This is a genomic window from Streptomyces sirii, from assembly GCF_045690365.1.
In the GTDB taxonomy this organism is placed as follows: domain Bacteria; phylum Actinomycetota; class Actinomycetes; order Streptomycetales; family Streptomycetaceae; genus Streptomyces; species Streptomyces sirii.
The window spans coordinates 7,807,883-7,834,604 of the sequence record NZ_CP147982.1 but is presented as its reverse complement, the minus strand read 5'-3'; the positions used below and the strand labels follow the sequence as shown (position 1 = coordinate 7,834,604).

At 70.1% G+C, this 26,722-nt stretch carries 28 protein-coding genes; 11 read left to right on the top strand and 17 right to left on the bottom strand.

The window, feature by feature from the left end; all coding sequences use genetic code 11:
• Nucleotides 1-3: 3 nt before the first annotated feature.
• From WAB15_RS34775 to WAB15_RS34735, 9 genes are all read right to left on the bottom strand, one after another.
• Nucleotides 4-1,491, bottom strand: a complete 1,488-nt coding sequence (locus WAB15_RS34775; RefSeq protein ID WP_407288701.1) for a glycosyltransferase family 4 protein — start codon at nt 1,489-1,491, stop codon at nt 4-6.
• Nucleotides 1,492-1,531: 40 nt separating this feature from the next.
• Nucleotides 1,532-2,944, bottom strand: a complete 1,413-nt coding sequence (locus tag WAB15_RS34770) for a GNAT family N-acetyltransferase (RefSeq protein ID WP_407288700.1) — start codon at nt 2,942-2,944, stop codon at nt 1,532-1,534.
• A 28-nt stretch (nt 2,945-2,972) separates the two neighbouring features.
• Nucleotides 2,973-3,746 (bottom strand): sugar phosphate nucleotidyltransferase, encoded by a 774-nt coding sequence (locus WAB15_RS34765; RefSeq protein ID WP_399145306.1) that lies wholly within the window; start codon nt 3,744-3,746, stop codon nt 2,973-2,975.
• Between the two features lie 60 nt (nt 3,747-3,806).
• A complete protein-coding gene (locus tag WAB15_RS34760; RefSeq protein ID WP_407288699.1) occupies nt 3,807-4,763 on the bottom strand; it encodes a Gfo/Idh/MocA family protein in 957 nt (318 codons plus the stop codon).
• A gap of 8 nt (nt 4,764-4,771) precedes the next feature.
• Nucleotides 4,772-6,127 carry an NDP-hexose 2,3-dehydratase family protein gene (locus tag WAB15_RS34755; protein WP_407288698.1) on the bottom strand — a complete coding sequence of 452 codons (1,356 nt, stop codon included), beginning with the start codon at nt 6,125-6,127 and terminating at the stop codon, nt 4,772-4,774.
• Nucleotides 6,124-7,194, bottom strand: a complete 1,071-nt coding sequence (locus WAB15_RS34750) for a DegT/DnrJ/EryC1/StrS family aminotransferase (protein ID WP_407288697.1) — start codon at nt 7,192-7,194, stop codon at nt 6,124-6,126. The genes WAB15_RS34755 and WAB15_RS34750 overlap by 4 nt, the downstream gene beginning before the upstream one ends.
• A gap of 533 nt (nt 7,195-7,727) precedes the next feature.
• Nucleotides 7,728-8,510: an aminotransferase class IV gene (locus WAB15_RS34745; protein ID WP_407288696.1), complete on the bottom strand. Its 783-nt coding sequence runs from the start codon at nt 8,508-8,510 to the stop codon at nt 7,728-7,730.
• A 56-nt stretch (nt 8,511-8,566) separates the two neighbouring features.
• Entirely contained in the window at nt 8,567-9,316 is a 750-nt protein-coding gene (locus tag WAB15_RS34740; RefSeq protein ID WP_407288695.1) for a hypothetical protein, read from the bottom strand.
• Between the two features lie 377 nt (nt 9,317-9,693).
• Nucleotides 9,694-10,263 carry a dienelactone hydrolase family protein gene (locus WAB15_RS34735; protein ID WP_399145299.1) on the bottom strand — a complete coding sequence of 190 codons (570 nt, stop codon included), beginning with the start codon at nt 10,261-10,263 and terminating at the stop codon, nt 9,694-9,696.
• Between the two features lie 57 nt (nt 10,264-10,320).
• On the opposite strand from WAB15_RS34735, the gene WAB15_RS34730 reads away from it, so the two are divergent.
• Nucleotides 10,321-10,911 carry an ArsR/SmtB family transcription factor gene (locus WAB15_RS34730; RefSeq protein WP_407288694.1) on the top strand — a complete coding sequence of 197 codons (591 nt, stop codon included), beginning with the start codon at nt 10,321-10,323 and terminating at the stop codon, nt 10,909-10,911.
• Between the two features lie 153 nt (nt 10,912-11,064).
• Here the strand turns inward: WAB15_RS34730 and WAB15_RS34725 are convergent, their stop codons facing one another.
• Both WAB15_RS34725 and WAB15_RS34720 read right to left on the bottom strand, forming a co-directional pair.
• On the bottom strand, nt 11,065-11,316 hold the full coding sequence (locus WAB15_RS34725; RefSeq protein ID WP_407288693.1) for a hypothetical protein: 252 nt from the start codon (nt 11,314-11,316) through the stop codon (nt 11,065-11,067).
• Nucleotides 11,313-11,927: a hypothetical protein gene (locus WAB15_RS34720; protein ID WP_399145296.1), complete on the bottom strand. Its 615-nt coding sequence runs from the start codon at nt 11,925-11,927 to the stop codon at nt 11,313-11,315. The genes WAB15_RS34725 and WAB15_RS34720 overlap by 4 nt, the downstream gene beginning before the upstream one ends.
• Nucleotides 11,928-12,222: 295 nt before the next feature.
• Between WAB15_RS34720 and WAB15_RS34715 the strand changes: the two genes are divergently transcribed.
• Nucleotides 12,223-12,717, top strand: coding sequence for a DM13 domain-containing protein (locus WAB15_RS34715; RefSeq protein WP_407288692.1), 495 nt, complete (start codon nt 12,223-12,225; stop codon nt 12,715-12,717).
• Nucleotides 12,718-12,758: 41 nt separating this feature from the next.
• Here the strand turns inward: WAB15_RS34715 and WAB15_RS34710 are convergent, their stop codons facing one another.
• On the bottom strand, nt 12,759-13,181 hold the full coding sequence (locus WAB15_RS34710) for a secondary thiamine-phosphate synthase enzyme YjbQ (RefSeq protein WP_399145294.1): 423 nt from the start codon (nt 13,179-13,181) through the stop codon (nt 12,759-12,761).
• Nucleotides 13,182-13,340: 159 nt separating this feature from the next.
• On the opposite strand from WAB15_RS34710, the gene WAB15_RS34705 reads away from it, so the two are divergent.
• From WAB15_RS34705 to WAB15_RS34665, 9 genes are all read left to right on the top strand, one after another.
• Nucleotides 13,341-14,129: a CPBP family intramembrane glutamic endopeptidase gene (locus WAB15_RS34705; protein ID WP_407288691.1), complete on the top strand. Its 789-nt coding sequence runs from the start codon at nt 13,341-13,343 to the stop codon at nt 14,127-14,129.
• Nucleotides 14,119-15,393, top strand: a complete 1,275-nt coding sequence (locus WAB15_RS34700) for a sensor histidine kinase (protein WP_407288690.1) — start codon at nt 14,119-14,121, stop codon at nt 15,391-15,393. Before WAB15_RS34705 ends, WAB15_RS34700 begins: the two co-directional genes overlap by 11 nt.
• Nucleotides 15,357-16,007 carry a LuxR C-terminal-related transcriptional regulator gene (locus tag WAB15_RS34695; RefSeq protein ID WP_399145291.1) on the top strand — a complete coding sequence of 217 codons (651 nt, stop codon included), beginning with the start codon at nt 15,357-15,359 and terminating at the stop codon, nt 16,005-16,007. Before WAB15_RS34700 ends, WAB15_RS34695 begins: the two co-directional genes overlap by 37 nt.
• A gap of 172 nt (nt 16,008-16,179) precedes the next feature.
• Nucleotides 16,180-16,266: a putative leader peptide gene (locus tag WAB15_RS34690; RefSeq protein WP_362912427.1), complete on the top strand. Its 87-nt coding sequence runs from the start codon at nt 16,180-16,182 to the stop codon at nt 16,264-16,266.
• A gap of 240 nt (nt 16,267-16,506) precedes the next feature.
• Complete coding sequence (locus WAB15_RS34685; RefSeq protein WP_407288689.1) at nt 16,507-17,382, top strand: ABC transporter permease; 876 nt, start codon at nt 16,507-16,509, stop codon at nt 17,380-17,382.
• On the top strand, nt 17,355-18,125 hold the full coding sequence (locus WAB15_RS34680) for an ABC transporter ATP-binding protein (RefSeq protein ID WP_407288688.1): 771 nt from the start codon (nt 17,355-17,357) through the stop codon (nt 18,123-18,125). Before WAB15_RS34685 ends, WAB15_RS34680 begins: the two co-directional genes overlap by 28 nt.
• A 67-nt stretch (nt 18,126-18,192) precedes the next feature.
• Nucleotides 18,193-19,239 (top strand): ABC transporter substrate-binding protein, encoded by a 1,047-nt coding sequence (locus WAB15_RS34675; protein WP_407288687.1) that lies wholly within the window; start codon nt 18,193-18,195, stop codon nt 19,237-19,239.
• A gap of 1 nt (nt 19,240) precedes the next feature.
• Nucleotides 19,241-20,446 (top strand): LLM class flavin-dependent oxidoreductase, encoded by a 1,206-nt coding sequence (locus WAB15_RS34670; protein ID WP_407288686.1) that lies wholly within the window; start codon nt 19,241-19,243, stop codon nt 20,444-20,446.
• 131 nt (nt 20,447-20,577) lie between these two features.
• On the top strand, nt 20,578-21,666 hold the full coding sequence (locus tag WAB15_RS34665) for an NAD(P)-binding domain-containing protein (protein WP_407288685.1): 1,089 nt from the start codon (nt 20,578-20,580) through the stop codon (nt 21,664-21,666).
• Nucleotides 21,667-21,731: 65 nt separating this feature from the next.
• Here WAB15_RS34665 and WAB15_RS34660 read toward each other — a convergent pair whose 3' ends face one another.
• The 5 genes from WAB15_RS34660 to WAB15_RS34640 all read right to left on the bottom strand — a co-directional run bounded on the left by WAB15_RS34660 (nt 21,732) and on the right by WAB15_RS34640 (nt 26,598).
• Nucleotides 21,732-22,328: a GTP-binding protein gene (locus WAB15_RS34660; protein ID WP_399145285.1), complete on the bottom strand. Its 597-nt coding sequence runs from the start codon at nt 22,326-22,328 to the stop codon at nt 21,732-21,734.
• Nucleotides 22,309-22,689 (bottom strand): DUF742 domain-containing protein, encoded by a 381-nt coding sequence (locus WAB15_RS34655; protein ID WP_407288684.1) that lies wholly within the window; start codon nt 22,687-22,689, stop codon nt 22,309-22,311. The genes WAB15_RS34660 and WAB15_RS34655 overlap by 20 nt, the downstream gene beginning before the upstream one ends.
• Entirely contained in the window at nt 22,686-23,114 is a 429-nt protein-coding gene (locus WAB15_RS34650; protein WP_399145282.1) for a roadblock/LC7 domain-containing protein, read from the bottom strand. The genes WAB15_RS34655 and WAB15_RS34650 overlap by 4 nt, the downstream gene beginning before the upstream one ends.
• On the bottom strand, nt 23,111-25,633 hold the full coding sequence (locus WAB15_RS34645; RefSeq protein WP_407288683.1) for a nitrate- and nitrite sensing domain-containing protein: 2,523 nt from the start codon (nt 25,631-25,633) through the stop codon (nt 23,111-23,113). The genes WAB15_RS34650 and WAB15_RS34645 overlap by 4 nt, the downstream gene beginning before the upstream one ends.
• A gap of 182 nt (nt 25,634-25,815) precedes the next feature.
• Nucleotides 25,816-26,598, bottom strand: a complete 783-nt coding sequence (locus tag WAB15_RS34640; RefSeq protein ID WP_407288682.1) for an MHYT domain-containing protein — start codon at nt 26,596-26,598, stop codon at nt 25,816-25,818.
• Between the last annotated feature and the right edge of the window lie 124 nt (nt 26,599-26,722).

The window sequence follows — 26,722 nt, the reverse complement described above, 5'->3', positions numbered from 1 at the left end:
CTCCTAATTCCGGATGTATCCGAGGCAGCTCTCGGTGTCGAAGCGCCCCCAGTCCGCGGCGTGCTCCAGGCCGGCGGCGACGGCGTCCTTCGGCAGCCCTTCGGTGGCCCGCAGCACGAACTCGCACACCTTTCGCAGCTGCCCGACCGGCACGCCGCTGGACCAGGCCAGGTAATAGAAGGCATCCGCACCGTGCCCGAGCGCGCGGAACTCCTCATTCGCCGTCGACAGCACCAGGTCCTCGACCGCCTGCGGCGCTCGCCACGGGGCGTCCAGGGTGGGATCGTGTCCCGCGGGGACCGCGAGGTCCTCCCACAGAGCTGCGGTGATCGTGTCCCAGGGGACGAAGTCCCGTGCCCGGTGGGCCTTGGCCAGTTCCGCGTAGACCGCCGTGTACTCCGCGGCCAGCGCGCGTGTCGACAGCCGCTCGGACAGGGGGCGTGCGGCCGCGACGAGCCGCTCCCTGGCCTCCGGGTCGCACCAGAGGGTGCGCAGTGCCTGCGCGATCAGTCCGCCGTCCGGTGCGTCCACGTACAGCGCGCCCGACTCGCCTCCCAGGTATTCGCCGATGCCCCCCGCCCGAGTCGCGATCACCGGACAACCGGCCGCCTGGGCCTCGACGTTCACCAGGCCGCCGCCCTCCGACTTCGAGGCCACGACGGTGGCGAAGGCGCCCTTCAGCAGGGAGGCGGCCTCCTCGATCGGCACCTCCCCGATGAAGTGGACGCGGGAGGCCAGGCCGAGCCGGTCGGCGTACTCCTCAAGGGCGGCCCGCTCGCTGCCGTCCCCGGCCACGACCAGCTGGAGCTCGGGGATCTCGTCCTTCAGGAGACCGATCGCCTCGATCGCCCTGTCCACGGACTTGGCGGGCTCGAGGCGCCGCAGCGACAGCACGTAGGGCCCCCAGGCGGCCGCGTTCTCGTGGGGCTCAGCGGTGCTGAACAGGTCGTGGTCGATCCCCACGTAGAGGGTGGGCACCGGGGCCCTCTCGCCGACCAGCAGCTCGGTCTGCCGGGCGAGGTCGTCCGACGCCGCGTTCAGCAGGTCCGCCCGCCGCATGGCCGGGAGGACGAAGTCCCGGCCGGTCAGCCAGACGAGCCGCGGATCGGGATCGACGACATCAGGGATGTCGTAGCCGCCGACGGTCTGGATGACCGGCACGTGCCACAGACAGGCCAGCAGCTCCGCGATCATCGGAAGCGGCCGGCGCAGGCCGACGACATGGATGACGTCCGGCTTCCGGACGCTCCGGATGAATTCCCGGAGTTCGGCCGTCAGTGCCCTGAAGTCGGAGGGCAGCACCGCGTTGGGGACCCGGTGTATGTGCACCCCATTGCGCACCTCCTCCTTCGGTGTGGTGTCGGGAACATGCCTGGTGAGCACGTCCACGTGGTGTCCGCGTGCGACCAGCTCGGACCCGAGTTGGTCGATGGGATCCTGCGCACCACCGGTCACCGGGTAGTACACGCTGCATACGAAGAGAATGTTCACTGGCTTCGACTCCTTCTCCGACCGGCCGGCCTTGCCGGGCTCAGCGGTCGGCCTTGTACCGCTTCCCCTTCAACCCGTGCACTTCCTCCACGGGGAATCGGTCGATGTTGACGGCCAGCTTCTTGTCCGCCGCCTCGATCAGATCGAAGTCGCAGTAGCGCGCGAAGCGGATCAGGTAGTTGAGGATGTCCGCCGCCTCGAACGACAGCTTGGTCTTGAACTCCCGGTCCTTGCCGAGCAGTTCGACGACCTCGGGCTCGCTGAGCCACTGGAGCTCGGCCAGCAGCTCGCCGGCCTCACCGCCGACCGCCATCGCGAGGCTGCGCGCCTCTTCGAGCTGATCCCAACCCCGCTGCTGAACGAACGTCAAGAAGCGCTCGGTGTACGCCTTCAAACGGTCGGAGTTGCGTCCCAGGTGAGTGGTCTCGCCGGGGAGCCAGCCCCACTGGGCGGCGACCTTGTTCCCGGAATACGCCTCCGGGAGCAGGCCTTCCAACGTCCACATCTCGCTCTGGAACGCTGTCACCACCGCCGGATCCACATGCTGGTGCGTGTACAGCTTGTGTGTCCGCCCCTCCGCCCAGGACTGCGCGAACCTGAGGGTCTCCTGAAGTGCGCGCTGCGATGTCGCGCTCAGCGGCATCAGCTTGACCGCGCCACCCTTTTTCGGCCCGAACGCGACGACCGAGCTGAGGACGTCGCAGTCGTAACCGAGGTAGATCTCCTTGTACTTGGACTCCACCTCACCCGAGCCGCGCCGCTCGTGCCCCGCCACCAAGGCGCGGACGAAGTCCTCGTCTATGCCGTCGACGAAGACGTCCATGCGGGAGATCAGGAACCGTTCGAGTTCCTCGTACTTCGACGGGGAGTACTCCTCGAACTTCAGCGGCTCCCCGACGGGCTCGGACTCGTCGCCGTCGACGTTGTAGTAGATCGCGTGCTCGACGACGCCGGGGCGGTACTGGCTGTTCGACTGCGACCCGCACGTCCAGCCGCGGTTGAGGTAGAACGTCTCGATCCAGGAACTCGGCTCGGCGACGGTGCCGTAGAGCTGCCGGACCCCGCGGGCCTTCGCCACCTCGACGGACTTCGCGAGCAGCGCGGATCCGGCGCCGTTGGAGCCGCGGAAGTCGGGGTTGACGATGAGCGGGCTGATCTTCATCGTGCCCTGGCGCTTCTCGGCGATGTTCATGACGCCGACCACCTCGCCACCGGCCTCGGCGACGTACACATGCTGCGTCTTCGAGAAGTGGCCCACGGGATCCTTGCCGCCGCCGAGATGCGCATCGACGATGCGGTCGGCCTGGGCGACGTGGTCACCGTCGTAGTTCCTCCTGAGGGAGCCGTGCAGAAGCCCTCGGATGACGGCGCGGTCCGCTTCCGTGGCGTCCCTGATGACGATCTCGTCGACCGCGTCGGCCGACATGTCGTTGCTGCCCTGCTGAATAGTCAACTTCAACTCCACTGATGTATGGCGGAAATTAGGCGAGCAGGCTGCGGCGGGCGACCGCGGCGTCGACCAGACGGTCGGGCGTGCCCACGTCGAACCAACCGGCCTCTTCGGGTACGGCCACCGCGGCAAGGCCTCCGTCATCGATGTACGACTCGAGCAGAGACGTTATTTCCAATTCACCGCGGCCGGACGGAGCAATGGACTCCAGCCGCTTCCACATCGAGCCGTCGAAAGAATAGAGACCCGTGCACACCTGGCTGCTGTGACGCACATCGGCCTTTTCCCGGACCCGGAGGACCGTGCCGTTCGCGGTGCTCTCGACGACCCCGAAGTCCTTCGGATCGGGGTGTTCGATGACGGCGACCGCAGCGCTGCACCCGGTGGCCTCGGTCTCTCTGAGGATGCCTCCGGCCCAGGTCGAGCTGTACACGTAGAGCGTGTCCCCGAGCGCGACGACGATGCGCTCGTACCCTTCGGGCTCCAGATGCTCCCGGGCGCAGGCGATGGCGCCGGCGATGCCGTTCGGCTCTTCCTGGACAACCGTCCGGATTTCGATGTCGGAGTATCCGAGCCAGGCCGGGATGCTCTGATATATCTCTTCGTCTTCCGCATTGCAGACGAGGACCAGGGTATCGACGCCGCATTCTGCCATCACATCCATGGAGAATGCGATCGCCGGCTTGTCGTAAACCGGAAGCAGATGTTTGTTGACAACACGGGTCGTCGGAAACAGCCGTGACCCGGTGCCTCCTACCAGCACGATTCCGGCGACTCGTTCTTTGACAGGGTTGATTTCCCCCATTGCCTACCGCCTTCTGGCCCGCAGCGGGGCCGTGGTCGATCTACGGTCGAGAGGTGTGGGTTACGCGGGAGAGATTGCCGTTGCTTTTTCCAGCACGGCGATGCGGCGCAGAATGACCGGACAGTCCACCAGGCCCGCCGTCCTCGCATCCCGCAGGTGCCTTGTTCCCGCGGTCAGGCACGCGCGTGTCGCATTGGTCGGCCCGGAGGTCGCGACGACGGCCGGCTCGAGTTCGCCCGGCCTTCTTTCGACGACCTGAACCGGCGTGTCCACCGGCGGTGAGAACGCGCGGAGCAGTTCCAGACGCCGACGCCAGTCCGCGACGACGACGCTGTTGGCATAGGAGTCGCCGATGGCCCACGATCCGGTGTGGGTGAAGGTGCGCCCGTCGATCAGCCCGCTCGTGAGCACCGCCCCGCCGTCGCTCTCCGAGCCACCGAGCAGCACCGCGCCGATGTCGAGGTCCTCGGCGACGGCACCGAGCCTCACCAGCGCGTCGACGCAATACGTCCCCAGGTCCGCGGCCGCCCCTCCGTGGCGGGGGTGCCGACGGAAGTCCGTCGGTTCTCGCCCCGGTATGCGGAAGACCGCGGAGACGGACACCGGGCCCGCCCAGTCCTCGACGCGCACCCGTGCGAGGAAGCCGGTCCAGGCGGGGTGGTACGGGTAGGAGAGACACTCGAAGACCGTGCGGTCGCGGGCACGAGCCATCGTGTCCAGCTCACGGGCCTCCGCGGCCGCCAGACAGACCGGCTTCTCCACCAGCACGTGCTTCCCGGCGGCCAACGCCGCCCGGCAGTCGGCGAAGTGACGGCCGGTCGCACTGGAGACATAGACGATGTCGACGTTCTGGTCGGCCAGCACCGCGTCGCGATCGGTGACCTCGATCCCTTCGGGTGGTACGGCGGTACGCGTCCCGCGGGGATGGTCGGTGCCCACGAGGAGGGGGTCGTCGGTGCGGTTGAGTTCCCGGAGCAGCGGCGCGGTCCGTCGGCTCAAGTACTCGGAGTTTCCCATCGCCGCGATCATGGTTCCAGGGACCCGATCGTGATGAGGCCCTTGATCATCGTCAGACAGGTGCGCAGTTCGACGCTGAGCCGGTCACCGCGCTGGTCGAGCGCCTCCACCTCGTTCAGCGTCGTCCACCGGCCGGCCGGCTGCTCCTCGACGGCATCGGTGAGCAGCCCCAACTGGTAGGTGGCGATGGCGCCGCGGAACCGGCCGCCCTCCTCGGTGTGTACCGCGGAATGGACTTCACGGCAGCGGACGAGACCCGACGACTCCTCGACCATCGATCGGCGCCGGGACTCCGTTGTGTGGTCGGCGATGTCGCCCCGCTGGAACCGCGCCTCAAGACTGGGTCCGCGGACGGATCCGATCCGGACTCGTTCCGCGACAAGCAACTCCGGTCCGTCGGGGCCCGGCCGGATCAGCAGCGTGCACTGACCCATGCCGGCCGGCGCCAGCAGCGGCTGGTCCCAGGACGCGACCTCACGGCCCTGCCCTTCGACTCGACAGCCCACGACGGAGAAGAACCGACGCTGTCGGTGCTCGATGCTTTCCGTCATTTGCCAGTGCGACAGCCGGTCCAGCGGCACGAGTTCGGGATGCGAGCCCGCCGGTTGCGGATCTTCTCCGGTCTGGTGCGGTCCGCTCCTTACCGGGCCGAGGGCGTCCGGGGACGTGGTGGCCTCCAGCGGCCACATCGACAGGACCGACCGCAGATCCATATTGAGCAGGCGACTTTCCAGTGCCGCCGCCAGCAGCACCGGTATCGGCACCCAACGGCTTTCCGGGACGGTCCGCGCGATTTCGACGGCTTCGGCTATGCCGAGCAGGATGATGCGGTTGCGGTTGACCTTTCCGAGAAACCATGACTCCTGCTCGCGCTGCACGGCATCGGCGAGCGTGCACGCCTCCTCCGACAGCGCGATCTCGGCGGCCGGTACCCGCGTTCCGCCGTGCGCGGCCTCGTAGTTGCTGCGGGTGGCCTGCACGGTCGGCGCGACTTCGATACCGTCCGGAGTACCCGGCTCGAATTTGAAGGTGATCAGGCCGTGGAACTCACCGTCGAACTGCGTGACGAACAGGCACAGCATTCCGACTTCACGTTGCTCGATAAGCGGCTGTTCCAGGGGTTGATTCGGATCCGACAGATCTCTTGCACCGACGACCCGGAAGAAGCGACCCGTCTCGTGGGTCAATGCCCCGTCCTCGGTCATGGACCAGGAGCGCAAGTCTGCCAGCGGCACGGGGAGAACGCGTGCGGTGAGCGAATGACGCCGGCGCAGACACTCCGAGCGCAGCTCCCGAACAGTGTCGATCACCTGCATGCTGGTTTTACCGATGTCATGTGTGACCCCCGTCGCGTACGCGCTCATGTCACGCATCCGCTTAACCGGTCGCAGACGTAGTCGACTTCGTCGAGGCTGATCAGCGGATGGATGGGAAGGCAGATGATGTCGCGGGCGAAGCGTTCCGCCACCGGTGTGGGGCGCGTCGCGTCGAGCGGAAATTCGCCGAGTGGTCTGAAATAGATCTCGGACTCGATTCCGGCGGCGTCGAGTTCCTTCCGTACACGCTCCCGGTCCTTGACCAGGATCGGCACGGCGAAGCCCCCGGAGCGATCGGAGTCGTGGGGTTCGCGCACGAGTTCCACCGGTGCGCCGGCCAGCCGTTCCCGGTAGCGACGCACGATCGACCTGCGCTTCCGCAGCTTCTCCCGCAGGCCTTCCAACTGGGCGAGGCCGACCGCCGCCGCGATGTCGCCCATGTTGTACTTGAAGCCGAGTTCGGGGATGTCGTAAGGGTTCGACCAGGATCGAGCGCCCATGTCGATCCCGAGTCTGCGCAGCCGCTTTGCCCGCTCGGCGGAGGCGGCATCAGGGAAGGTGACGCATCCGCCTTCCCCGATGGCGAGGGCCTTCGTCGCATGGAAAGAATAGGCTTGAATATGTGGTGACTCGCTCATCGGACGCCCCTGCCACATCGAACCGATGGCGTGCGCGCAGTCCTCGATGACCGTCACTCCATGTTGCTTTGATAACTCGTTCAGGCCCGCTATGTCACAGGGTATCCCCGAGTAGTGGACGGCTAAGATGGCGCTGACATCCGGCTCCGCTTCCAGGATTTCCCGCACCGAACCCAGGTCGATGTTGCCCGTCGCTCGTTCGATGTCCGCGAGAATCACGCGGCACTGATGCTGGAGTGCCACTGCCGCAGTTGAGACGAAGGTATTGGCGGGCACGATCACGGCGCTGCCCTTGGGCACGTCTGCCACTACCAACGCAAGATGAAGGGCCGCGGTGCCGGAATTCACGGCGACCGGGTACTTGCCAACCAAATCCGAGCGTGCTAACTCTTGTTCGAACTGATTCGTCACGGGCCCGAGCCCGATCCAGCCGGATTCCAGAACCTCCCGGAGACGTTCCAGCGAGGACGGATCCACTTGTGGTCGGTACATTCTGATTTCGCTTTTCGGCGGGACAGACTGCATCCTCACGCACCCCCTTCACCACTCGCGTGGCGATACCCGGTGAAAACTCAAGTACCTGCGCGCATGCTTAGGCACCGATCGACGAAGTTTTCCCTCGAGCCGTCTCGGATCGGCGACTTGATCACACTCTATATCGCCTGTGATAAAACGTAAAGCTTTGGCATGGACTTCCTAACGGGAAGCTTGTGACCTGCGTCGACTGTCCTCGTGGAGCCGGTATGCAGCCCACGGCCGCACCCTCGTACGACACCCCGGCCCGACGCACCGGATCGGGGAGCTCGGCGGCAGGGCGGGCCGACGGTTCCGGGGGCTGCCGACCGTCGGCTGCCGAGAGCGCCGTCGCGGAAGTGAAGGCCTGGCGGCCGAGTTGGGGCCGCGCATGCTCACGCCCCCGTGCTCATAGGGAACTTCCGGGTCCGGCCGTGGCCGTGGAGAGCGGGCCGCCTCCCCCTCGTGAGGACGCGGGCCGCTTCCGTGGTCTCGTCTTACAGCGTCTCGCCGGGAATCGACCGGTACGTCTCGCCGAGACGGTCCAACACCGGGTGCCCCGCGTCGAGTCCGGTCTCGTCGATCGCCGCCAGGGCTCGGACGCCGAAGCTCGTGTTCGTCGCGAACGCGGCCGCCATGCCCTTGGCCTCTTCCAACGTGACGGTGGCGACCCGGTGCTCGGCGCGCTCCTGGAGCAACGCCATGGTGACACCGGGCAGCACGTCGGCCCGCGGCCACACCACGGCACCGTCCCGGTCGACGAAGCCCACGTTCCAGGTGCTGCCCTCGGTCACGCACCCGTCGCGGTCGACGAACAGCACGTCACCGTATCCGGCGAGCTGCGCCGTGCGGCGGGCGTGCAGGGTGCCGAGGAGCCCGACGTGCTTGACGTGGGGAAGGTCGCGTTCATAGGTGACGCTCATGACGCGCAGCGGCGCGAGGGGCATCGTGCCGGCCCCGCGTACCGACACCAGGACGTGCGGATCGTTGGCGTCCGCCAGGTGTCCCAGGTCCGCGCTCGGGTCGTACACCGTGACGCGGACGACGCAGGGCAGGTCGCGCCCGTCCAGGCCTTGGCGGACGAACTCGCGGACGCGCCCGGTGTCCAGGTCGGCGCCGAGGACGGCCCTGCAGTCCCGTGCGAGGCGTTCCATGTGGAGTGACAGTCCGCGGATGGTGCCGTCGGCATCGACGCGCATCGAGGTGAAGTGCCCCAGGTTGAGCAGGGCCAGGGGGAGCAGGTCATCGGCGGATACGGGCTTTCCATCGAGTGTCACCATGCCGGCCAGCATGTCAGCAAGGCCCTCGCTCACGTCGGGCCCTTGGCATCGATCGCCTAGGGGCACCAGAAGAGGAAGCAGGTCCGCGGCCGTGTGGGGCGTGGTGCGGGCGTCGGGTCCGACCCCGCGTTCGTGGGTGACGGCTGTGGCCGGGGCGGCTCCTCGGCGGTGGGTCGGGTGGCGACGGGCGGTGCCGTGGTCGCGGACGCGGGAACCGCGGAGTGGGAGACGTCGCCGTCCGATGCCGATGCCGACGGCTTCGCGGTGTGCGACGGGCGAGCCTGCTCTCCCGCGGTCCGGCTCGCTGCGGGCTGTGCGGTGGCGGACTCGTCGACGGGTGTGGGCGACGCCTGCGACTCCGTGTGCCCTCCCTGTGTCGGACCAGTGGGCAACAGTTCCCCCGACAGGCCTGTCGCGACGACGCCGACGAGTACGACCCCACCCGCGACGCCGAGGGCCAGCTTGGTCTTGCCGCCCTTGCGGCGTCGCGCCCGGCGCGGGCCCTTGCCGCGGCGGCGCGTCGCCGACGTCCGGTGGGAGGCGTACGCCTCGTCGCCGTCACCGGGACCGGCAGCCGCGGCCGCGTCGAAGCCGGTGGCCGTGCCGGGGTCGAAGTCTCCATCGGCCGGGCCTGGTCCGTCGGGCTCGCCGCCCTGTTCGGGAAAGGGCCCTGTCTCGTACGACTCCAGGGGCTCGTACGCGTCTGTCTGCTCGTACGCCTGCGTCTGCTCGTAGGTGTGCGGGGCCGCGTGGCCCCCGTCGTACCCGTGCGTTCCCGTGTGCTCGTAGACCGGCGGCCCGGGCATCGGCGGGACGCCGCTCCGGTAGAGGGGGTGCGGCCGTGATGGCGGGTACCCGGTGGCCACGCCATCGTGGGCACGGCCACACGTCGGGCACGCCTCCGCCCCAGCGAGATAGCTCCCGCATCCCACGCAGTAGTCCATGCGGTTGTCCGTTTCCTCCGGTCGCCGCCCCCGTCCCCCCAGATGGCGGCACCATACTGGCGCGGCGATGTCCCGCCCACCCCACCCCCTCGCCAGGCCCGAGCTATACCGATGCGCCCCTGGTGCGGCACTACGCCCTGCCGACCCCCGGCTTGCCCGGTTGGTCGACAGCGAACGCGTCCCTTCGTGTCGGCGGACCGGTCGATCGGAAAGGGGACGCCGACCGGTCCCAGGCGCACCTACGCGGAGCCGAGGAACTCGATCGCCCGCCGGGTCAGGAGCTTGGCAGCGTCCGGATCGTAGGAAGGCAGCGAACTGTCCGCGAACAAGTGCTGGTCTCCGGGGTACAGGAACATCTCCGCGTCGGCGCGGTCGGAGACGAGCGCGCGGGCGGCGTCGATGTCCTCGGCGAAGAACGCATCGGCCTCCTTCGCATGCACCTGTACCGGCACACCGTGAGGCCACGCCGCACCGTACTCCGACACGGGGATGCAGGCGTGGAACAGGAGCGCGCCCCGCGCGCCCGGCCGTGTCTGCGCCAGCTTCTGGGCGGGCAGCACACCGAGCGAGAACCCGACGTAGACGGTGTCCTGCGGCAGGTGTTCGGCCGCACGGACACCGCGCTCGGTGATCTCGCCGAAGCCGATCTGCTCGACGTAGCCCAGGCCCTCCTCAAGGGAGCCGAAGGTACGCCCGTCGAAGAGATCGGGCGTGTGGACGGTGTGGCCGGCCGTGCGGAGTTCGTCGGCGAAAGCGGCGACTCCGGGAGTCAGCCCCTGCGCGTGATGGAACAGTACGACCTCTGTCATGCCCGAACCCCTTGCCTGTGAGTAGCGAATGATCCGGAACTTTAGAATAATCGAGAGGTGTCGAACAATCCCCGCCTCCCCGACTACGACCTTGCCGACGTCACGGACGTGACGGCCCCGGCCCAGCTCCGCGCGCTGGCCGGCCCGCTGCGTGACGCCATCCTCGAACTGCTCCTCGAACGCGCCGCGACGGTGAGCGAACTGGCCGCGGCACTCGGCCGCCCCAAGAGCACGGTCGCGCACCACGTGAGCGTCCTGGTAGATGCCCAGCTGCTGAAGGTCGTGCGGACCCGCCGGGTGCGTGCCATCGACGAGCGCTACTACGGCCGCACCGCGCGCATCTTCCGCGTCGGCGCGGTCGGCCCGACCGACGGGGACGCCGCGCCGTACTGCAACAACGATCTCGCCACGGCCGCGAGCGAGTCGGTCCCCGCGCACCGGGCAGATCAGCTCTCCTCGATCGTGCGGCACGTGCGGATCCCGCGGGAGCGGGCCCTCGAGTTCTGGGCGCGAGTCCTGGAGCTCGCCAACGACTACGCGCAACTGCCGCGCGGAGGCGATGTGGTGTACGGCTTCGCGGCCGGGCTCTACCCGACCGACTATCCGGCGCTGCCAGAGGCCGAGTCTGCAGCAAAGGGCACGGACTAACCTGCATCGCAGGTCATGGCGTCCGCGGCCGCGATGTCAGCCGCGGGCGGCGCCGACGGCCAAATGCTGGATCGATCCCAGCGAGGGCTATCGCCCAACGGCCCCGGGCAGCGTTCAGCAGCTCGTCACCAACGCATGCCATGCGGGGCCAACCTAGTCTCCGTGCCGAGACACCCTGCCCACGGTGGCGGCCAGGGTACGCAGGAGGCCCGTGCCGGCGAGCACTACCGAGGAGACCGGCCGTCCCACCCATCGCGTCAGATCGCCTTGGAGGTCGGGCTCCACCTCAAGGGTCACCCGGAAGTATCTGTTCTGCACCGTGGTGACCTTGGCGGAGGTGCGGGGTGCGGAGACGTCCTCCCCGCGCTGCAAGGCCGCACGGTAGTTGTCCTTGCGCTGGCTCATACCTCATCCTGACGCTTGATCAGTTCCTCCGCGAAGTCCATGTACGCCGAGCCCTTGGCCTGGACCGGGTTCCCGAATGACTGGGAGTACAGGTCGAGCCGCGCGATCTGGGTGTCCAGTACTTCGAAACCCCGCTCGGTGAGTGCCTCACGAGCGTCGGCATCGGGCCCGGTGCGCGTGGCATCGGGACGGTTGGTGCGATTGAGCAGGACCGCCGTGCGGGCCGGTTCGGCACGCAGGGACTGCACGTCCGCCATCTCGCCGAGGATGGGTGCCATCCGGTCCAGTTCGATGGGAGCGGGGGTCACCGGCACGATCCACTCGCCGGCGTACCTCATGATGCTGCGGGCGATGCGGGGATGGTCCTCCAGCTGGGGCGCATCGAGCACGACGGCCTGCCGATTGCCGAGGAAGTCGTTCACGCGACGGTGGACGTCCCCCACCGGCAGGGCGATCACCGGAAACGGAAAGCCACCGGCCAACTCGCTCCAGCGCAGCGCGGAAGCGGCCGGGTCGCCGTCGACCAGTAGCGGCGACAGACCCGACTCATGAAGGGCGTGGGCCAGCCACACAGCACTCGTCGTCTTCCCGACGCCGGGTTTGAGGTTCACAAACGCACAGCTCAACGGCACAAGAGCTGACAATAACGGTCGCGATCGTCCAGTCTCGGTCGGCGCGAGGGCGTGGCTTCGTGGTTCACCCGTAAGCAGTGCGAAACGGCGCACACCCGGTTGTGGTCGCGGCCGACCGTAGGGCTGATTACCGGTGTCTTACACGGGCGCCGCACGGGTACCCCGGCGGGCGGCGCGCGTGTTGGCTGGTTGCACGACGGGGCGGCCGCTCGCAGCCAACCCGCCCGTTCCCTTTCAGGAGGTCTTGGTGTCCCGCGTGTCCCGCCGTACTGTCGTGCCCGTTCTTCTGGTGCTGGTGATCGCCGCCGGCATCGGGCTCTATCTCTTCCAACCCTGGAAGGCGTTCACCGACACCGCAGTGAACGAGGCCCTGCCGGCCGCAGCCGAGTCCGCGGTCGGGTCGGCGATGGAGGACACAAGGGCGAAGGACCTCGCCAAGGGCAGCTTCGTCACCCATGAGCACGACACCAGCGGCACGGCCCGTACCGTCCGGCTCGCGGACGGCGGCAAGGTGCTGCGGTTGGAGAACCTCATGACCAGCGAAGGGCCGGATGTCCGGGTCTACCTCTCCCCCAGGGACACCGACGCGGTGAAGACCGGGCTCGGAGACGGAGCGGTCCAGCTCGGGAAGCTCAAAGGAAACCTGGGTGACCAGAACTACGCCGTCCCTGCCGGTACCGATCTGTCCAGGTTCCGCAGCGCCGTGATCTGGTGCGAGCGCTTCTCCGTCTCCTTCGGCGCCGCCGACCTCACCCCGGTGACGGGCTGACCTGCTCGCCCCGCCCCGGTGGTGGCGTGTCGCGAGAAGCGCTAACCGAGGAAGCTCAACCGCACCCGCCGATCCGGGTTGTCGACGTTCGTGTCGACCAGGCACACGGACTGCCAAGTCCCGAGGGCCAGTTCTCCTCCGATGACGGGCAGTGTGGCATGCGGGGGTACGAGGGCGGGGAGGACGTGGTCGCGGCCGTGGCCGGGGGCTCCGTGTTTGTGGTGCCAGCGGTCGTCTGCCGGGAGGAGGTCGTGGAGGGCGGCCAGTAGGTCCTCGTCGCTGCCGGCGCCCGTTTCCACCAGGGCGACGCCCGTTGTGGCGTGGGGGGTGAAGACGTTCAGCAGCCCGTCGCGGCCCCGGGCCACGTCCCGTAGGAAGGACGCGCACTCGCGGGTCAGGTCGTGGACCGTCTCGCGGGAGCCGGTCCGTACGTCGATCTCTCGTGTCGTGAAGGTCTCAGCCATGGAGGGACCTTCTCAGAGTGGGCGCGGTTTCCGAGAGGCGGCTCGGCCGGGTGGGTCCTGATGGGGTCGAGGGCCGTAGTCGGGGGTGTACTCAGGTGCACCCCCGGCCGGTAGGCAGGTCCAATGGCGACGGCCCCGTGGGGCGGCATCGTCGGTGGCATGCGAATGACACCTGTGGACTTCAGGGCGATGGCCTCGTTCCTCGCCGTTACGTTTCTGGCCGCCGGCGTGCTGGGTGCGGTCCAGCCCGCGACGGGGATACCCGTCGAGGTGATCCAGCTGACGCAGTTCGGTCCCGCCCTCGGGGTGGGGGTCGCCGCGATGCTGTGGCCGGGGCGCGTACGGGCCCTGCTCACGGGCGGTCTGCCGGGCCGCGGTGGCCGTGGGGTGCTGCTGATCGTGACGGCGCCGCTGATCATCGTGGTGAGTGCCGGCGCGTACGCGGCGCTCAGCGGGGAGGTGCGGTTCACGCGTCCGGATGCCCCGTTCGCGCTGATCGCCTCGGCGCAGCTGATCGGCGCGTGCGGTGAGGAGATCGGGTGGCGCTGCTTCCTGCAGCCGCTGCTGCGCACGCGTTTCGGGCCCCTGGCGGCCTCGGTCGCGGTCGGCATCGTGTGGGGCGTATGGCACGTCCAGGTTTTCGCACAACACCCCGTGTACGCGGGGGCGTTCCTACTGGCGGCGGTGTCCATGTCGGTGGTGATGGGGTGGGCCCTCGAAGGAGCGAGGGCGTCCAAGCTGCTGTTCGCGGGGGGCTTCCACGCCCTGATCAACCTCGGCATGCTGCTGTTCATGGACGAGGAGTCCGGCACGGTGCTCCCCATGGTGCTGTTCGGCGTCTCGTGTCTGATGGCGGCGGGCGTGTGGACGTGGCTGAGCGCCGGGCGGGGGTGGGCGACGGCGGCGGCACCGGCTAAGCTCACCGCGATCATGGAAGATGTTCGATAAGCCGCGCGAGGTCGTCGCCCGCACCTGTGTCGCCGTCGGCCGGTGCCAGTTGGCGAGTCTGCATGCGCTCGCGGCGTCGGCGGCCGGTTCGTTGGTGGTACTGGCGCTGTTGCTGTTGCCGGTGGGCGTCGGCTTCCTGCTGCTGCCTCCCGCCGCACGGGCACTGCGTGCGGTGTCCGACCGCTCCCGCTCGCGCATCGCCCGCTGGACGGACGTCCGTGTCGACGCGCCCGAGCCGCTGCCCGCCGACCCTGGTACGAACGCCCGCAAGAGGTCGGGCGCGATCCTCGCCGATGAGGGGTTCTGGCGCGATCTCGGGTGGGCGTGGCTGGAGCCGGTGGCCGGCGGGCTGCTGGTGGCCGTGCCCCTCGCCCTGGTCGAGTACGGGGCGTTCGGTGCGCTGGTGCAGCCCTTCATCTGGCGGCTGATCGACGACGGCAACTGGTACGCGTTCGTCCCCGTGCACACCACCGCGACCATGCTCGCCGCGCTGCTCCTGGGGCTTGCCCTCATGGCCGCCGGCCTGCTCGCGGCCCCCGCCGTGCTCCGCCTGCACGCCCGGATGGGCCGGCCGCTGCTGTCGGCACCGCGCAGTACGCAGCTCACCCGGCGGATCGAGCGGCTCACCGACACCCGCGGCCGGGCCCTGGACACCCTGGCCGCCGAACTGCGGCGCGTCGAACGGGATCTGCACGACGGCGCGCAGGCCCGGCTGGTCGCCCTGGGGATGACCCTGGACCGGGCCACCCGCCTGCTGGAGAAGGACCCGGCGGCGGCCCGCGAACTGCTGCTGGAGGTCCGCGGCACATCCGAGCGGGCCCTGCAGGACCTGCGCGACCTGGTCCACGGCATCCACCCGCCGGTCCTCGCCGACCGCGGCCTGGGCGACGCGGTCCGGTCGCTGGCGCTCGACAGCTTCCTCGACGTCCATGTCGCGGCGCGGCTGCCGGGCCGGCACCCGGCTCCCGTGGAGTCCGCGGCCTACTTCGCGGTGAGCGAGGCGCTGACGAACGCGGCGAAGCACTCCGGAGCCCGCGAGGTCCATATCGCCCTGACGCACGAGGACGACCTGTTGCGCATCGTCGTCACCGACGACGGCCACGGCGGCGCCGATCTCTCCCGGGGCACCGGGCTGGCCGGCGTGCGGCAGCGGTTGGATACCTTCGATGGCACTCTCGCCCTGCACAGCCCGCAGGGCGGACCGACCACCGTGACGATGGAGATTCCGTGCGCGTTGTCCTCGCCGAAGACCTCTTCCTGCTGAGGGACGGACTGACCCGCACGCTCCGGGAGCACGGCTGCGAGGTCGTGGCGGTGGACAACGGCCCGTCCCTGATGCGCGCGCTGCTCGACGAGGAGGTCCCGGCGCCGGATGTCGCGGTGGTGGACGTGCGGCTGCCGCCGACCTTCACCGACGAGGGTCTGCAGGTGGCCCTGGAAGCCCGTCGCAGGCGCCCCGGTCTGCCGGTCCTCGTCCTCTCCCAGTACGTCGAGCAGCTCTACGCCAACGAGCTGCTGGCCGGGGGCGAGGGAGCCGTCGGGTATCTGCTCAAGGACCGGGTCACCAACACCGAGCAGTTCATCGACGCGGTCCGGTCCGTCGCCGCCGGCGGCACGGTGATGGACCCGCAGGTCATCTCCCGCCTGCTGTCGCGCGGTGACGCCCGCGGCACGATCGAGAGCCTGACGCCACGTGAGCGCGATGTACTGGAACTGATGGCGGAGGGCAGGTCGAACGCCGCGATCGCGAGCGGTCTGCACATCAGCGAGAGCGCCGTCGCCAAGCACACCGCCGGTATCTTCACCAAGCTCCGGATCAGCCCGTCGACGGACGACAATCGCAGGGTGCTGGCCGTTCTGGCCTATCTCAAGAGCTGAGCGGGACCGTCCGTCGGCGGGATTGCCGAGATCGAGCGGTACCTAAGGGCTGTCGGGGAAGCCGAACGCGGCCGGCCTTTCCCGCAATACCGAATCCATGCTCCGGCAACAAAGGTCCAGCTGCCGAGACGACGTTTGACCCGTCTCGGACGGCACGGCTACGTTCGGCGACATGTCTACTTCAGCCCTGCTCACCACGCGCGGTCATATCGACCTGGTGCGGGTGGCGTCCGCCGCGTGTCGTCGCGGTGCGTGCTGATGCTCCAGCGCTGACTTCGAGGCTGCGGGCCGCCTCCGTTCCGGCCTGCTCCCCTTTCTGCGCTGTTGAGTTGGCGTATGGGTTCTTGATTCGCTGAAGTGCGTTGTGCCGGCTTTGCGCCGGCCTCGGGCCGGCTTTGTAACTGGCTTCGTGTTGCGCATCGGCCGGCCCTCTTCTTCTGCGTGCTGTTTCTTTCTCTTTCTCCCTGTGCGGAGTGCTGAAAAGCCCTGTGGAGTGCTCATGAGTGTTGATCAGGCTGTGCTCGGGCGTGCGCTGCCCGATGTGCCGGAACGCGGGTCCGGGGACGGCGGGCCTGAGCTGGTCCGGGTGGTTCCGACGTCCGGGCGGCGGGTGGCGGTGCCGCGGTGGTTGCGGCGTGCGGTGGGTCCCGTCGCGCTGGTGGCGGTGTGGCAGGTGCTCAGTGCGACCGGGGCGCTGGCGGGCGACATTCTGGCGTCGCCGGGAACGATTGCCGCCACTGCCGGGGACCTGATCTCGGACGGGACGCTGCCGTCGGCGATGCTGGTGTCGCTTCAACGGGTGGCCGTCGGGCTGCTGTTGGGCGGAGTCGCGGGCGTGGTACTGGCGCTCCTCTCGGGCCTTTCGCGGCTCGGCGAGGACCTGGTGGACGCGACGGTGCAGATGCTGCGCTCGGTTCCGTGGGTGGGCGTGATTCCGCTCTTCATCATTTGGCTGGGTATCGGCGAGGCGCCGAAGATCGCGCTGATTTCGCTGGGTGTGGCCTTTCACCTGTATCTGAATGTCTACGCCGGAATCCGCGGCGTGGATGCCCAGCTGGTCGAGGCGGGGACGTCGCTGGGGCTCGGCCGATGGGGACTGATCCGGCATGTGGTGCTGCCGGGTGCGTTGCCGGGGGCCATGACCGGGTTGCGCTATTCGCTGGCCACGGCGTGGCTCGCGCTGGTCTTCGGTGAGCAGATCAACGCCGATGACGGCCTGGGCTTTCTGATGAACCAGGCCAGGGAGTTCTTCCGCACCGATGTGATCGTGGTGTGCCTGGTGGTCTACGCGGCCCTCGGACTCATCGCCGACTTCGTCGTCCGTACGCTCGAAAGGCTGTTGCTGCAATGGCGACCGACATTCACGGGACAGTGACTCACCGCGGGAAGGAGCGGATCTCGGTACCGCTCACCGCGGAATCCGGGAACGCCGTCTCGGTGGGCGGGCTGGTGCGGTCCTTCGGTGACCGCACCGTCATCGACGATCTGCAACTGACCATTCGGCCGGGCGAGTTCGTGGCGCTGCTGGGCCGGAGCGGCTGCGGGAAGTCGACGCTGCTGCGGGTGCTGGCCGGGCTCGACCGGGAGATCGAGGGTGAGGTGCTGGTGCCGCGCCGGAAGGCCGTGGCGTTCCAGGCGCCGCGGCTGATGCCCTGGAAGCGGGTCTGGCGCAATGTGCTGCTGGGGCTTCCCGGACGTGTTCAACGCGAGGCTGCGACAAGGGCGTTGGAGGAGGTCGGGCTCGGACACCGCGCGGATGCCTGGCCCAAGACGCTGTCGGGTGGTGAGGCGCAGCGGGCGTCGCTGGCCCGTGCGCTGGTGCGCGAACCCGATCTGCTGCTGCTCGACGAGCCGTTCGGGGCTCTCGACGCGCTGACCAGGATCAGGGCGCAGCGGCTGGTCGCCGAGCTGTGGCAGGAGCGCGGCTGTGCGGTGCTGCTGGTCACCCATGACGTGGAGGAGGCGCTGCTGCTCGCGGACCGGGCGCTGGTGATGGAGGGCGGCCGGATCGCGTACGAGACGACGGTGGATCTGCCGCGGCCGCGCGACATCTCCGATCCACGCTTCGGCGCACTGCGCGCCCGGCTGCTCGACCGGCTGGGAGTGGACGGTGCGTAGACGGCTGCTCCATCACCTCACCACCGACCACTGGACCATTCACCGCACCCCGAAACGGATATCCGTCATGAGGACACGCCACAGCACCCCGGCCGCTCTGCTGCTCCCGTTCGCTCTTCTGCTGGCCGGCTGCGGTGGTGCGTCGCGGGCCGACGGGGCCGGCGGGGGAACCGGTAGCGGCAGCGACGGCAAGGGGTCGCTGACGCTCGACGTCGGTGATCAGAAGGGGGGTTCGGAGGCGCTGCTGCGGGCCGCCGGGGAGCTGGACGATCTGCCGTACAAGATCAACTGGTCGACGTTCACCTCGGGGCCGCCGCTGCTGGAGGCGATCAACGCGGGGGCCGTGGACGTGGGCGCGGTCGGCAACACCCCGCCCGTGTTCGCCGCCGCGGCGAAGTCGAAGATCAAGGTGATCGCCGGGGCGCACAGCCGGTCCGACGGCGAGGCGATCCTGGTGAAGAAGGACTCCCCGCTCAAGCGGCCGGCGCAGCTCAAGGGCAAGTCGATCGCGGTGACGCAGGGCAGCTCGGCGAACTACCAGCTCGTCGCCTCACTGAAGAAGGCAGGGCTGTCCCCCAAGGACGTCCGGCTCAACTACCTTCAGCCGGCCGATGCGCTGGCCGCGTTCACCCGGGGGAAGGTGGACGCCTGGGCGGTCTGGGACCCGTACACCTCGCAGGCGCTGGACCAGGCCGATGCGCGGGTGCTGACCACGGGGCAGGGGGTCGTCAACGGTCTGAGCTTCCAGGTCGCCGCGCCGTCCGCGCTGGACGACAAGGAGAAGGCCGCGGCGCTCAAGGACTACACCGACCGGCTGCGACGGGCGCAGAACTGGGTGTTCAAGCACCCCGCGGTCTGGGCGAAGGCCTGGGCCAAGGAGACCGGGCTGCCGGAGAAGGTGGCGCTGGACGCGGTCAAGCGCACCCGGGGAACGGCGGTCACGGTCGCCGTGGACGAGGCTGCCGTCGACTCCGAGCAGCGAATCGTCGACACGTTCGCCGCGCTGAAGCTGATCCCCCGCTCCTACGACTTCGGGGCGTTCGTCGACCCCCGCTTCAACGGTGATCTGCCGCCGTCGACCACGGCGCCGCGTACCTACGGAAAGGCCGAGTGAGATGTCCGTACACCTGCACTGGTTCCTGCCGACCGGCGGCGACGGGCGGACGCTCGTCGACCGGCACGCCTACACCGACGGCGGCATCCGGCGGGACCGCATCACCCCGGTGAGCGGGGTACGGGCCCCGGACATCGAGTATCTGGCCCAGATCGCCAAGGCCGCCGAGCAGTTGGGCTTCGAGGCGGTGCTCACACCGACCGGGACGTGGTGCGAGGACGCCTGGCTGACGACGGTCGCGCTCACCCAGGTCACCGAGCGGCTGAAGTTCCTGGTCGCGTTCCGGCCGGGGGTGATCTCGCCGGTGCTGGCCGCGCAGATGGCCGCGACCTATCAGCGGATCTCGCGCGGGCGGCTGCTGCTGAATGTGGTCACCGGCGGTGACTCGACCGAGCAGAAGCGGTTCGGTGATCACCTCGACCACGATCGCCGGTATGCCCGTACGGATGAGTTTCTGCAGGTCGTACGGGGTGTCTGGAGTGGCGAGCCGTTCGACTTCCGGGGCGAGCACTATCAGGTCGAGGGCGGGCTGACGGCGCTGCCGCCGGACCCGCTGCCGCAGATCTTCTTCGGTGGGTCGTCGGCGGCCGCGGGGCCGGTCGCCGCCCGGAACGTGGATGTGTACCTGACGTGGGGCGAGCCTCCCGAGCAGGTGAAGGAGAAGACCGACTGGATCCGGGGGCTGGCGGAGAAGGAGGGCCGTACGGTCCGGTTCGGGATCCGGCTGCACACGATCTCGCGGGACTCCTCCAAGGAGGCCTGGGCGACCGCCGGGCGGCTGCTGGACGACCTGGATCCGCAGACGGTCGCGGCCGCCCAGCAGGCGCTGGGCAAGAGCGAGTCGGTGGGTCAGCAGCGGATGCTGGCGCTGCACGGCGGCTCGCGCGACCGGCTGGAGATCTCGCCCAACCTGTGGGCGGGGGTGGGGCTGGTGCGCGGTGGCGCGGGCACGGCGCTGGTCGGCAGCCATGCCGAGGTGGCCGACCGGATCGAGGAGTACCACTCCCTGGGCGTCGAGCACTTCGTGCTGTCCGGCTATCCGCACCTGGAGGAGGCGTACTGGTTCGGTGAGGGGGTACGGCCGGAGCTCGCCGCCCGTGGTCTGCTGGACGCCGGACCACCGCCGTTGGCGGGCGTACCGGCCGCCAACGGCCGGCCGGCGTCCGCACCGGGCGGCGCGCCGCTGCTGATCGCCGGGGGTCGCTGAGGCGGGGCGTGGTACGCGGAGATCCCTCGCGCCGGGATCTCCGCGGCCCTCGGTCTCGCGTCGGCGGCCCCGGCGGAACGCCTGCCCGGGAGCCCGGGAAGAGATCCCCTCCTCCCCCAGTTAGTAGAAGCATGAACTACACCGGGGTGCGTGCGGTCGAGGTCGTGGTGGTCGGGGCCGGGCAGGCGGGGCTGGCCGCGGCCTTCCATCTGCGGCGGGCGGGGTATGAACCGGACCGGGACCTCGTGGTGCTCGATCACTCTCCGCGGCCCGGCGGTGCCTGGCAGTTCCGGTGGCCGACGCTGACGTACGACAAGGTGCACGGGATGCACGCGCTGCCGGGGATGGAGCTGACCGGCGCCGATCCGCGGCGGCCGTCGTCCGAGGTGATCGGCGCGTACTTCGACGGCTACGAGCAGACCTTCGGGCTGCGGGTGCACCGGCCGGTGAGCGTACTGGCGGTGCGCGAGGGCGAGGGCGGGCGGCTGCTCGTCGAGACCTCACAGGGGCCGTATGCGACGCGGGCGCTGATCAATGCCACCGGTACGTGGGACCGGCCGTTCTGGCCGCGGTTCCCCGGGCAGGAGACGTTCGGCGGACGGCAGTTGCACAGTTCCCAGTACACCGGGCCGGAGACGTTCCGCGGGGCGCGGGTCGTGGTGGTGGGCGGCGGGACCTCGGCCGTACAGCAGTTGCTGGAGATCGCTCCGGTGGCGGCGGCCACGACGTGGGTGACGCGCCGGCCGCCGGTCTTCCGCGAGGGCCCGTTCGGCGAGGTCGAGGGCCGGGCCGCGGTCGCCCTGGTCGAGGAGCGGGTCAGGCGGGGCTTGCCGCCGCGGAGCGTGGTGAGCGTGACCGGGTTGCCGATGACGGACGCGATCCGGCGGGCTCGCGAGAGCGGTGTGCTGGAGCGGCTGCCGCTCTTCGAGCGGATCACGCCCGCCGGGGTGAGCTGGCCGGACGGGCGCACGGTCGAGGCCGACACGATCTTGTACGGGACCGGGTTCCGCGCCGCCATCGACCATCTCGCCCCGCTGAAGCTGCGCGAGCCGGGCGGCGGCATACACATGGCGGGCACCCGTGCGGTGCGCGACCCGCGGGTGCACCTGGTGGGATACGGGCCGTCGGCGAGCACCATCGGCGCCAACCGGGCGGGCCGGGCCGCGGTACGGGACATCCGCCGGCTGCCGGCGCGCGAGCCGGCGCCGGCCGCCGGGTGATCAGTCCCGGTGGGCGGGCGGGTGCGGTACACCAGAGGTGCCGCACCCGCCCGCCCACCGGGGCCTCACACGCCTTGGAGCCGCGCCTCGTATGACGACGCCGCGTGCTCCACGAGGCCGATCAGCACCTCCTTGCAGGACGTGCGGTCGCGGGCGTCGCACAGCAGCACGGGGGTGCCGGGGTCGAGGTCCAGGGCCCGTGCCACCTCCTCGGGCCGGTGCGCGCGGGCGCCGTCGAAGCAGTTGACGGCCACCACGAACGGGATGCCGCGGTGCTCGAAGTAGTCGATGGCCGAGAAGCTGTCGGCCAGCCGGCGGGTGTCGGCCAGCACCACGGCACCCAGCGCGCCCTGCGCCAGCTCGTCCCACAGGAACCAGAAGCGGTTCTGTCCCGGAGTGCCGAACAGGTACAGCGCCAGGTCGTCGTGGAGGGTGATCCGGCCGAAGTCCATCGCCACGGTCGTGGTGGTCTTGTCCTCCACGCCGTCGAGCCGGTCGACCGGGCGGCCGGCCTCGGTGAGCCGTTCCTCCGTGCTGAGCGGACGGATCTCGCTGACCGAGCCGACCAGCGTCGTCTTGCCGACCCCGAACCCTCCGGCCACCAGGATCTTCAGGGCCATGAAGGAGTCGGAGCGCAAGGCGTCACAGCGCGCGGAGTCCATCGATCACTTCCTTCAAAATGTGCGCGTCGGGCAACTGGGCGGGCGGCACCGGGGGGTTGACGCGGATCAGTTCCGCCGCGAGCAGATCGCTCAGCAGCACACGGGCCACACCGAGGGGCAGTCCGGAGTCGGAGGCGATCTCGGCCACCGGGCGGGGACGGTCACCGCACAGCGCGAGGATCGCGTGCTGCTCGGGCGAGAGCACGGGAGGATCGGTGCCGTCGGGGCCGCGATCCGCCTGCACCAGGGCCATCAGCTCGAAGGCCGCGCTGCTCGGCCGGGCCCGTCCCGCGGTCATCGCGTAGAGCCGGACCATCGGCCCCGCTTCGTCGTCGTACCAGTGCGGGGTGGAGTCGGTCATGGGCGGCCGGTCACTCCGCCTCCGGCCCGCTCGGGCGTGCCGAGGTGTTCACCGACCCGCTTGACGAGCCGGGCCATCTCGTAGGCGACCAGGCCGACATCGGCCTCGGCGTCGCCGAACACCCCCAGGCACGACCCGTCTCCCGCCGCCACGACGAAGAGGAAGCCGCCTTCCAGCTCGACCATGGTCTGGATGACCTGGCCGGCCGCGAAGTGCCGGCCGGCTCCCTTGGCGAGGCTGTGGAAGCCGGAGGCGATGGCGGCGAACCGCTCGCTGTCGTCACGGGTCAGGCCGCTCGACGTACCGACGGGCAGGCCGTCGCCGGAGAGGACCACGGCGCAGCGGATCGCGTGTACCCGGGAGACCAAGTCGTCGAGAAGCCAGTTGAGTTCACCGGAGAGGTGCGGGTGCTGGTCGGCGGTCATGGGGTCTCTTCTCCTCGGGACGGCTGCTGCTCGGCACCGTCGTACGGCCGGTCGTCGTGCGGGGGACGGCCCTGCGGTGGCCGGTGGGTGGCGTCGCGGCCACGGGTCCAGCCGGCGCGCAGGGACGCCATGGTGGCGCGGGCCTGCTCCGGGGAGCGGCGCGGCGCGGGGGTGCCCTCGGTACGGGGAACCCACTCGGGTCGCTGCTGCTGCGGGGTCCCGCGCAGCGCGGGCGCGAGGCTCGCCTGCCGGACGCGGCGGGGCAGGACCACGTCGGGCTCCGCGGACGCGGGGCCGGCGGTGGCGGGCTCCGCGGGGTCGGCCTCCGCGGGGTCGGCCTTCGGCATGGCGGGCTCCGGAGGGGCGATCGGCGCGGGGACGGGGGCGGGGGCGGTGTCCGGCACGGGCCGGACCGGCGGGGGTGGCGTCGGCGGGTGCGGTGGGAGCGGGGGGATCGGCGCCGGGAACGGCGAAGCCGGCGAGATCGGCGAGGGCGGCGCCGGCGGGAGCGCGCCGCGCCGGCCGGTCGCGGGACCCAGCGCCCGTACGACGGGGGGCCGTCGGCGGAACGGCGACGCCGTCTCCGGCGCCCCCTCCCCCTCGTCCTCCGCCGGGTCGTCGTCCCCCTCGGCCAGCAGGGCGTCGGGCAGCAGCACCACGGCCGTGACGCCGCCGTACACCGACGGCTGCAGCGTCACCTGTACGTGCTGGCGGTGGGCGAGCCGGTTGACCACGAAGAGGCCGAGTTGCTCGGTGTCGAGGAGGTCGACCTCATCGGCGTCCGCGATGCGGCGGTTGGCCTCCTGCAGCGCCTCCTTGCCCATGCCGAGCCCGCGGTCCTGGATCTCCAGCGCGATGCCCGTGCCCACGCGTTCGGCGTGCACCCGCACCTTGGTGTGCGGCGGGGAGAACATCACCGCGTTCTCGACGAGTTCGGCCAGCAGGTGGGTGACATCGGCGACCGCGCCACCGGTCAGCCGGGCCTCGGCGACGCCGAGCACCTCGACCCGGGCGAAGTCCTCGACCTCGGCGACCGCGGCCCGCACCACGTCCAGCAGCGGAACGGGGTAGCGCCAGCCGCGGCCGGGCGCGGCACCGGAGAGGATGATCAGGCTCTCGGCGTGCCGCCGCATCCGGGTGGTGAGGTGGTCGAGCCGGAAGAGGTCCTCCAGCTCCACCGGGTCCTCGGTACGGCGCTCCATGGTGTCCAGCAGGGCGAGCTGACGGTGCAGCAGCAGCTGGCTGCGGCGAGCGAGGCTCACATAGACGCCGGAGATACCGCTGAGCGCGGCGGCGCGGTCGGCGGCGGCCCGGAGCGCGGCGCGGTGCACCGCCACCATGGCCTCGCCGACCTGGCCCACTTCGTCCCGGCCGGCGCCGCGGTCGGCTCCGGGCGGGGCGAGGGTGTCGATGTCGACGGGCTTGCCCGCGTACAGCTGCCGCAGCGACCGGGGCAGGTCGTGGCCGGCGATCCGCAGGGCGGAGTTGCGCAGTTCCTCCAGCTCCACGACGAGCCGGCGACCGATCTTGACGGAGATCAGCAGGGAGAGCAGCACACCGGCGAGCCCCAGGACGACGGCGAGGCCGGATCCGCCGAGGGTGGCGAAGGACAGCGGGGCGGCGTCGCGGGCCGCCTCGGTGCTCGCCGACCGCTGCGCCGCCCGCAGTTCGCGCAGCACCTTGCCGTTCGTCTCGCTCCACTGGGTGGCGGTGACGGCCGTGGCGGCGGGGCTGCCCGGGCCGGCGTGCCGTACGGCGTCCTCGGCGGCCCGCAGGGCGCGATAGGTCGGACCGCCGAGGATCCGGTGGTAGGCCGCGGCGTCCTCGGGCCGCAGGTCGTCGACCGCGGCGGCGAACGTCTCGCGCTGGGTGTGCACGGCACCGGTGAAGGAGTCGAACCCGTCGGACGACATCCGTCCGGAGACCTGGGCGGCGCCGAGCACCGCGTCCTCGCGGGCGATGGCCTCCCGGGCGCGGGCGAGTTCCAGGACGACGCGCAGCTCCGAGCTGCCGGCCGGGTTCTGCAGGCCGGTCAGGGCCCCGACGGTGGCCAGGCCGTGGTCGACGATGTCGGTGTAGCGGGCGACGGCACGGTCCGCGGCGGCCCCGGTCGCGGTCCGCTGTGCACGCAGCGCGGACAGCCCGTGCGCGTCGCGCATCAACCGGTCGATCCGGCCGGGCAGATCGGGGTCGACGCCCTCCGCGTCGGCGCTGCCCGCGTTGACGCCGTCCCTGAGGGCCGTGACGGCTGCGTCGGTGGCCCGCTGGCGGTCGCGCAGCGTCTGTTGGCGTGCGGCGCTCGGGGCGGCGAGGGCGCGGGCGGCGGCGCTGCGCTCGTCCTGTACGGCGGCGGCGAAGTTGCCGACCGGCGCCACGAGGGTGGCGTCGATCTCCTTGATCCGGTCGAGATCGGAGACGTTCCGCGCGGAGGTGACCGTGGCGAAGGCCCACAGGGCGATAAGGGACACCACCGGGACCATCAGCAGCGCGACGATCTTCGACCGTACGGATCGGGGCATCAGCGGGAGATGGACGCGGGCGCCGTAATTCCCGCTCCAATTAGCGGACTTGGGGCCGGTTTCGGGGTCGGATCCGACAACCGCCGGGAGCGTGCTTCCGGTCCCGGAACCGGGTGGCGGGGTACCTCTTTCACCCCCGGAACGATCCGGGTTCTGTCGTACGCGCATGAATTCCTCAAAGGTCAGGGAGAAGTGGGGAGTTCGGCCTCGCGGAACGATTCGGCGGAGGCGGAGGCGGCCCGCTCCTGGGCGGTTGGCGACAGTGCGACAAAGGCGACGGTGAGGAAGAGGGAAGAACCGAGCAGGACGGTCAGCGGAAAGATGAATTCCATTGCGGTGGCGCCGGCCACCGGCGCCCGGGTGGGCGTCAGGTCGATGTTCACGGCGGCCATTCCGGTGTAGTGCATGCTGGTGACGGCGAGCCCCATCACCAGAGAGGCGATGGCCGCGCCGGCCGCGCCCCGCACGCTGAGCGCGGCCCACAGGGCGGCCGTCGCCGCGGCGACGGCGATCGCGACGGAGAGCGCGACCAGGAGCGGGTCGTAGCCGACGTTCCCGTGCAGGCGCAGGGCGGCCATGCCCAGGTAGTGCATGGCCGCGACGCCCACGCCCGTGCCCAGGCCGCCGAGTAGCAGGGAGCGCAGCCGGGCGGCGCCGTAGCCGACGGTGAAGACCCCGGCGCCGACGACCACCACGGCGACCAGCAGGCTGAGCACGGTCAGCGGGACGTCGTAGCGGATCGGGCTGCCGGTGACGCCGAATCCGAGCATCGCGATGAAATGCATGGTCCAGATGCCGGCGCCGATGGCGACCGAGGCGGTCAGCAGCCAATTGCGGCGCGAGCGGCCTTCGGCGGCCAGCGCCCTTACCGTGCAGCGCAGTCCGAGGGCGGATCCTACGCACGCCATCGCATAGGCGAGGACCGGGGATACCCAGCCCGCACTGAAGTGGTGGATGTGGCCCACGGAGTTTCCTTTCGCGTTTTCGGTTCGCGGCGATGGACGGTAGCAGGTGATCGTCTTGTGAAAATCGGACACAGTCGCACCCGAATCCGGGCAGAAATGCGGACTTCTCGACGCATGGTTGCGT

Coding starts and splice junctions, on each gene's coding strand:
- WAB15_RS34765 (WP_399145306.1), bottom strand. CDS start 3,746: ATGGGGGAAATCAACCCTGTCAAAGAACGAGTCGCCGGAATCGTGCTG.
- WAB15_RS34760 (WP_407288699.1), bottom strand. CDS start 4,763: ATGGGAAACTCCGAGTACTTGAGCCGACGGACCGCGCCGCTGCTCCGG.
- WAB15_RS34755 (WP_407288698.1), bottom strand. CDS start 6,127: ATGAGCGCGTACGCGACGGGGGTCACACATGACATCGGTAAAACCAGC.
- WAB15_RS34745 (WP_407288696.1), bottom strand. CDS start 8,510: ATGGTGACACTCGATGGAAAGCCCGTATCCGCCGATGACCTGCTCCCC.
- WAB15_RS34740 (WP_407288695.1), bottom strand. CDS start 9,316: ATGCCCGGGCCGCCGGTCTACGAGCACACGGGAACGCACGGGTACGAC.
- WAB15_RS34735 (WP_399145299.1), bottom strand. CDS start 10,263: ATGACAGAGGTCGTACTGTTCCATCACGCGCAGGGGCTGACTCCCGGA.
- WAB15_RS34725 (WP_407288693.1), bottom strand. CDS start 11,316: ATGAGCCAGCGCAAGGACAACTACCGTGCGGCCTTGCAGCGCGGGGAG.
- WAB15_RS34710 (WP_399145294.1), bottom strand. CDS start 13,181: ATGGCTGAGACCTTCACGACACGAGAGATCGACGTACGGACCGGCTCC.
- WAB15_RS34705 (WP_407288691.1), top strand. CDS start 13,341: ATGCGAATGACACCTGTGGACTTCAGGGCGATGGCCTCGTTCCTCGCC.
- WAB15_RS34700 (WP_407288690.1), top strand. CDS start 14,119: ATGTTCGATAAGCCGCGCGAGGTCGTCGCCCGCACCTGTGTCGCCGTC.
- WAB15_RS34690 (WP_362912427.1), top strand. CDS start 16,180: ATGTCTACTTCAGCCCTGCTCACCACGCGCGGTCATATCGACCTGGTG.
- WAB15_RS34685 (WP_407288689.1), top strand. CDS start 16,507: ATGAGTGTTGATCAGGCTGTGCTCGGGCGTGCGCTGCCCGATGTGCCG.
- WAB15_RS34680 (WP_407288688.1), top strand. CDS start 17,355: ATGGCGACCGACATTCACGGGACAGTGACTCACCGCGGGAAGGAGCGG.
- WAB15_RS34675 (WP_407288687.1), top strand. CDS start 18,193: ATGAGGACACGCCACAGCACCCCGGCCGCTCTGCTGCTCCCGTTCGCT.
- WAB15_RS34670 (WP_407288686.1), top strand. CDS start 19,241: ATGTCCGTACACCTGCACTGGTTCCTGCCGACCGGCGGCGACGGGCGG.
- WAB15_RS34665 (WP_407288685.1), top strand. CDS start 20,578: ATGAACTACACCGGGGTGCGTGCGGTCGAGGTCGTGGTGGTCGGGGCC.
- WAB15_RS34660 (WP_399145285.1), bottom strand. CDS start 22,328: ATGGACTCCGCGCGCTGTGACGCCTTGCGCTCCGACTCCTTCATGGCC.
- WAB15_RS34655 (WP_407288684.1), bottom strand. CDS start 22,689: ATGACCGACTCCACCCCGCACTGGTACGACGACGAAGCGGGGCCGATG.
- WAB15_RS34650 (WP_399145282.1), bottom strand. CDS start 23,114: ATGACCGCCGACCAGCACCCGCACCTCTCCGGTGAACTCAACTGGCTT.
- WAB15_RS34645 (WP_407288683.1), bottom strand. CDS start 25,633: ATGCCCCGATCCGTACGGTCGAAGATCGTCGCGCTGCTGATGGTCCCG.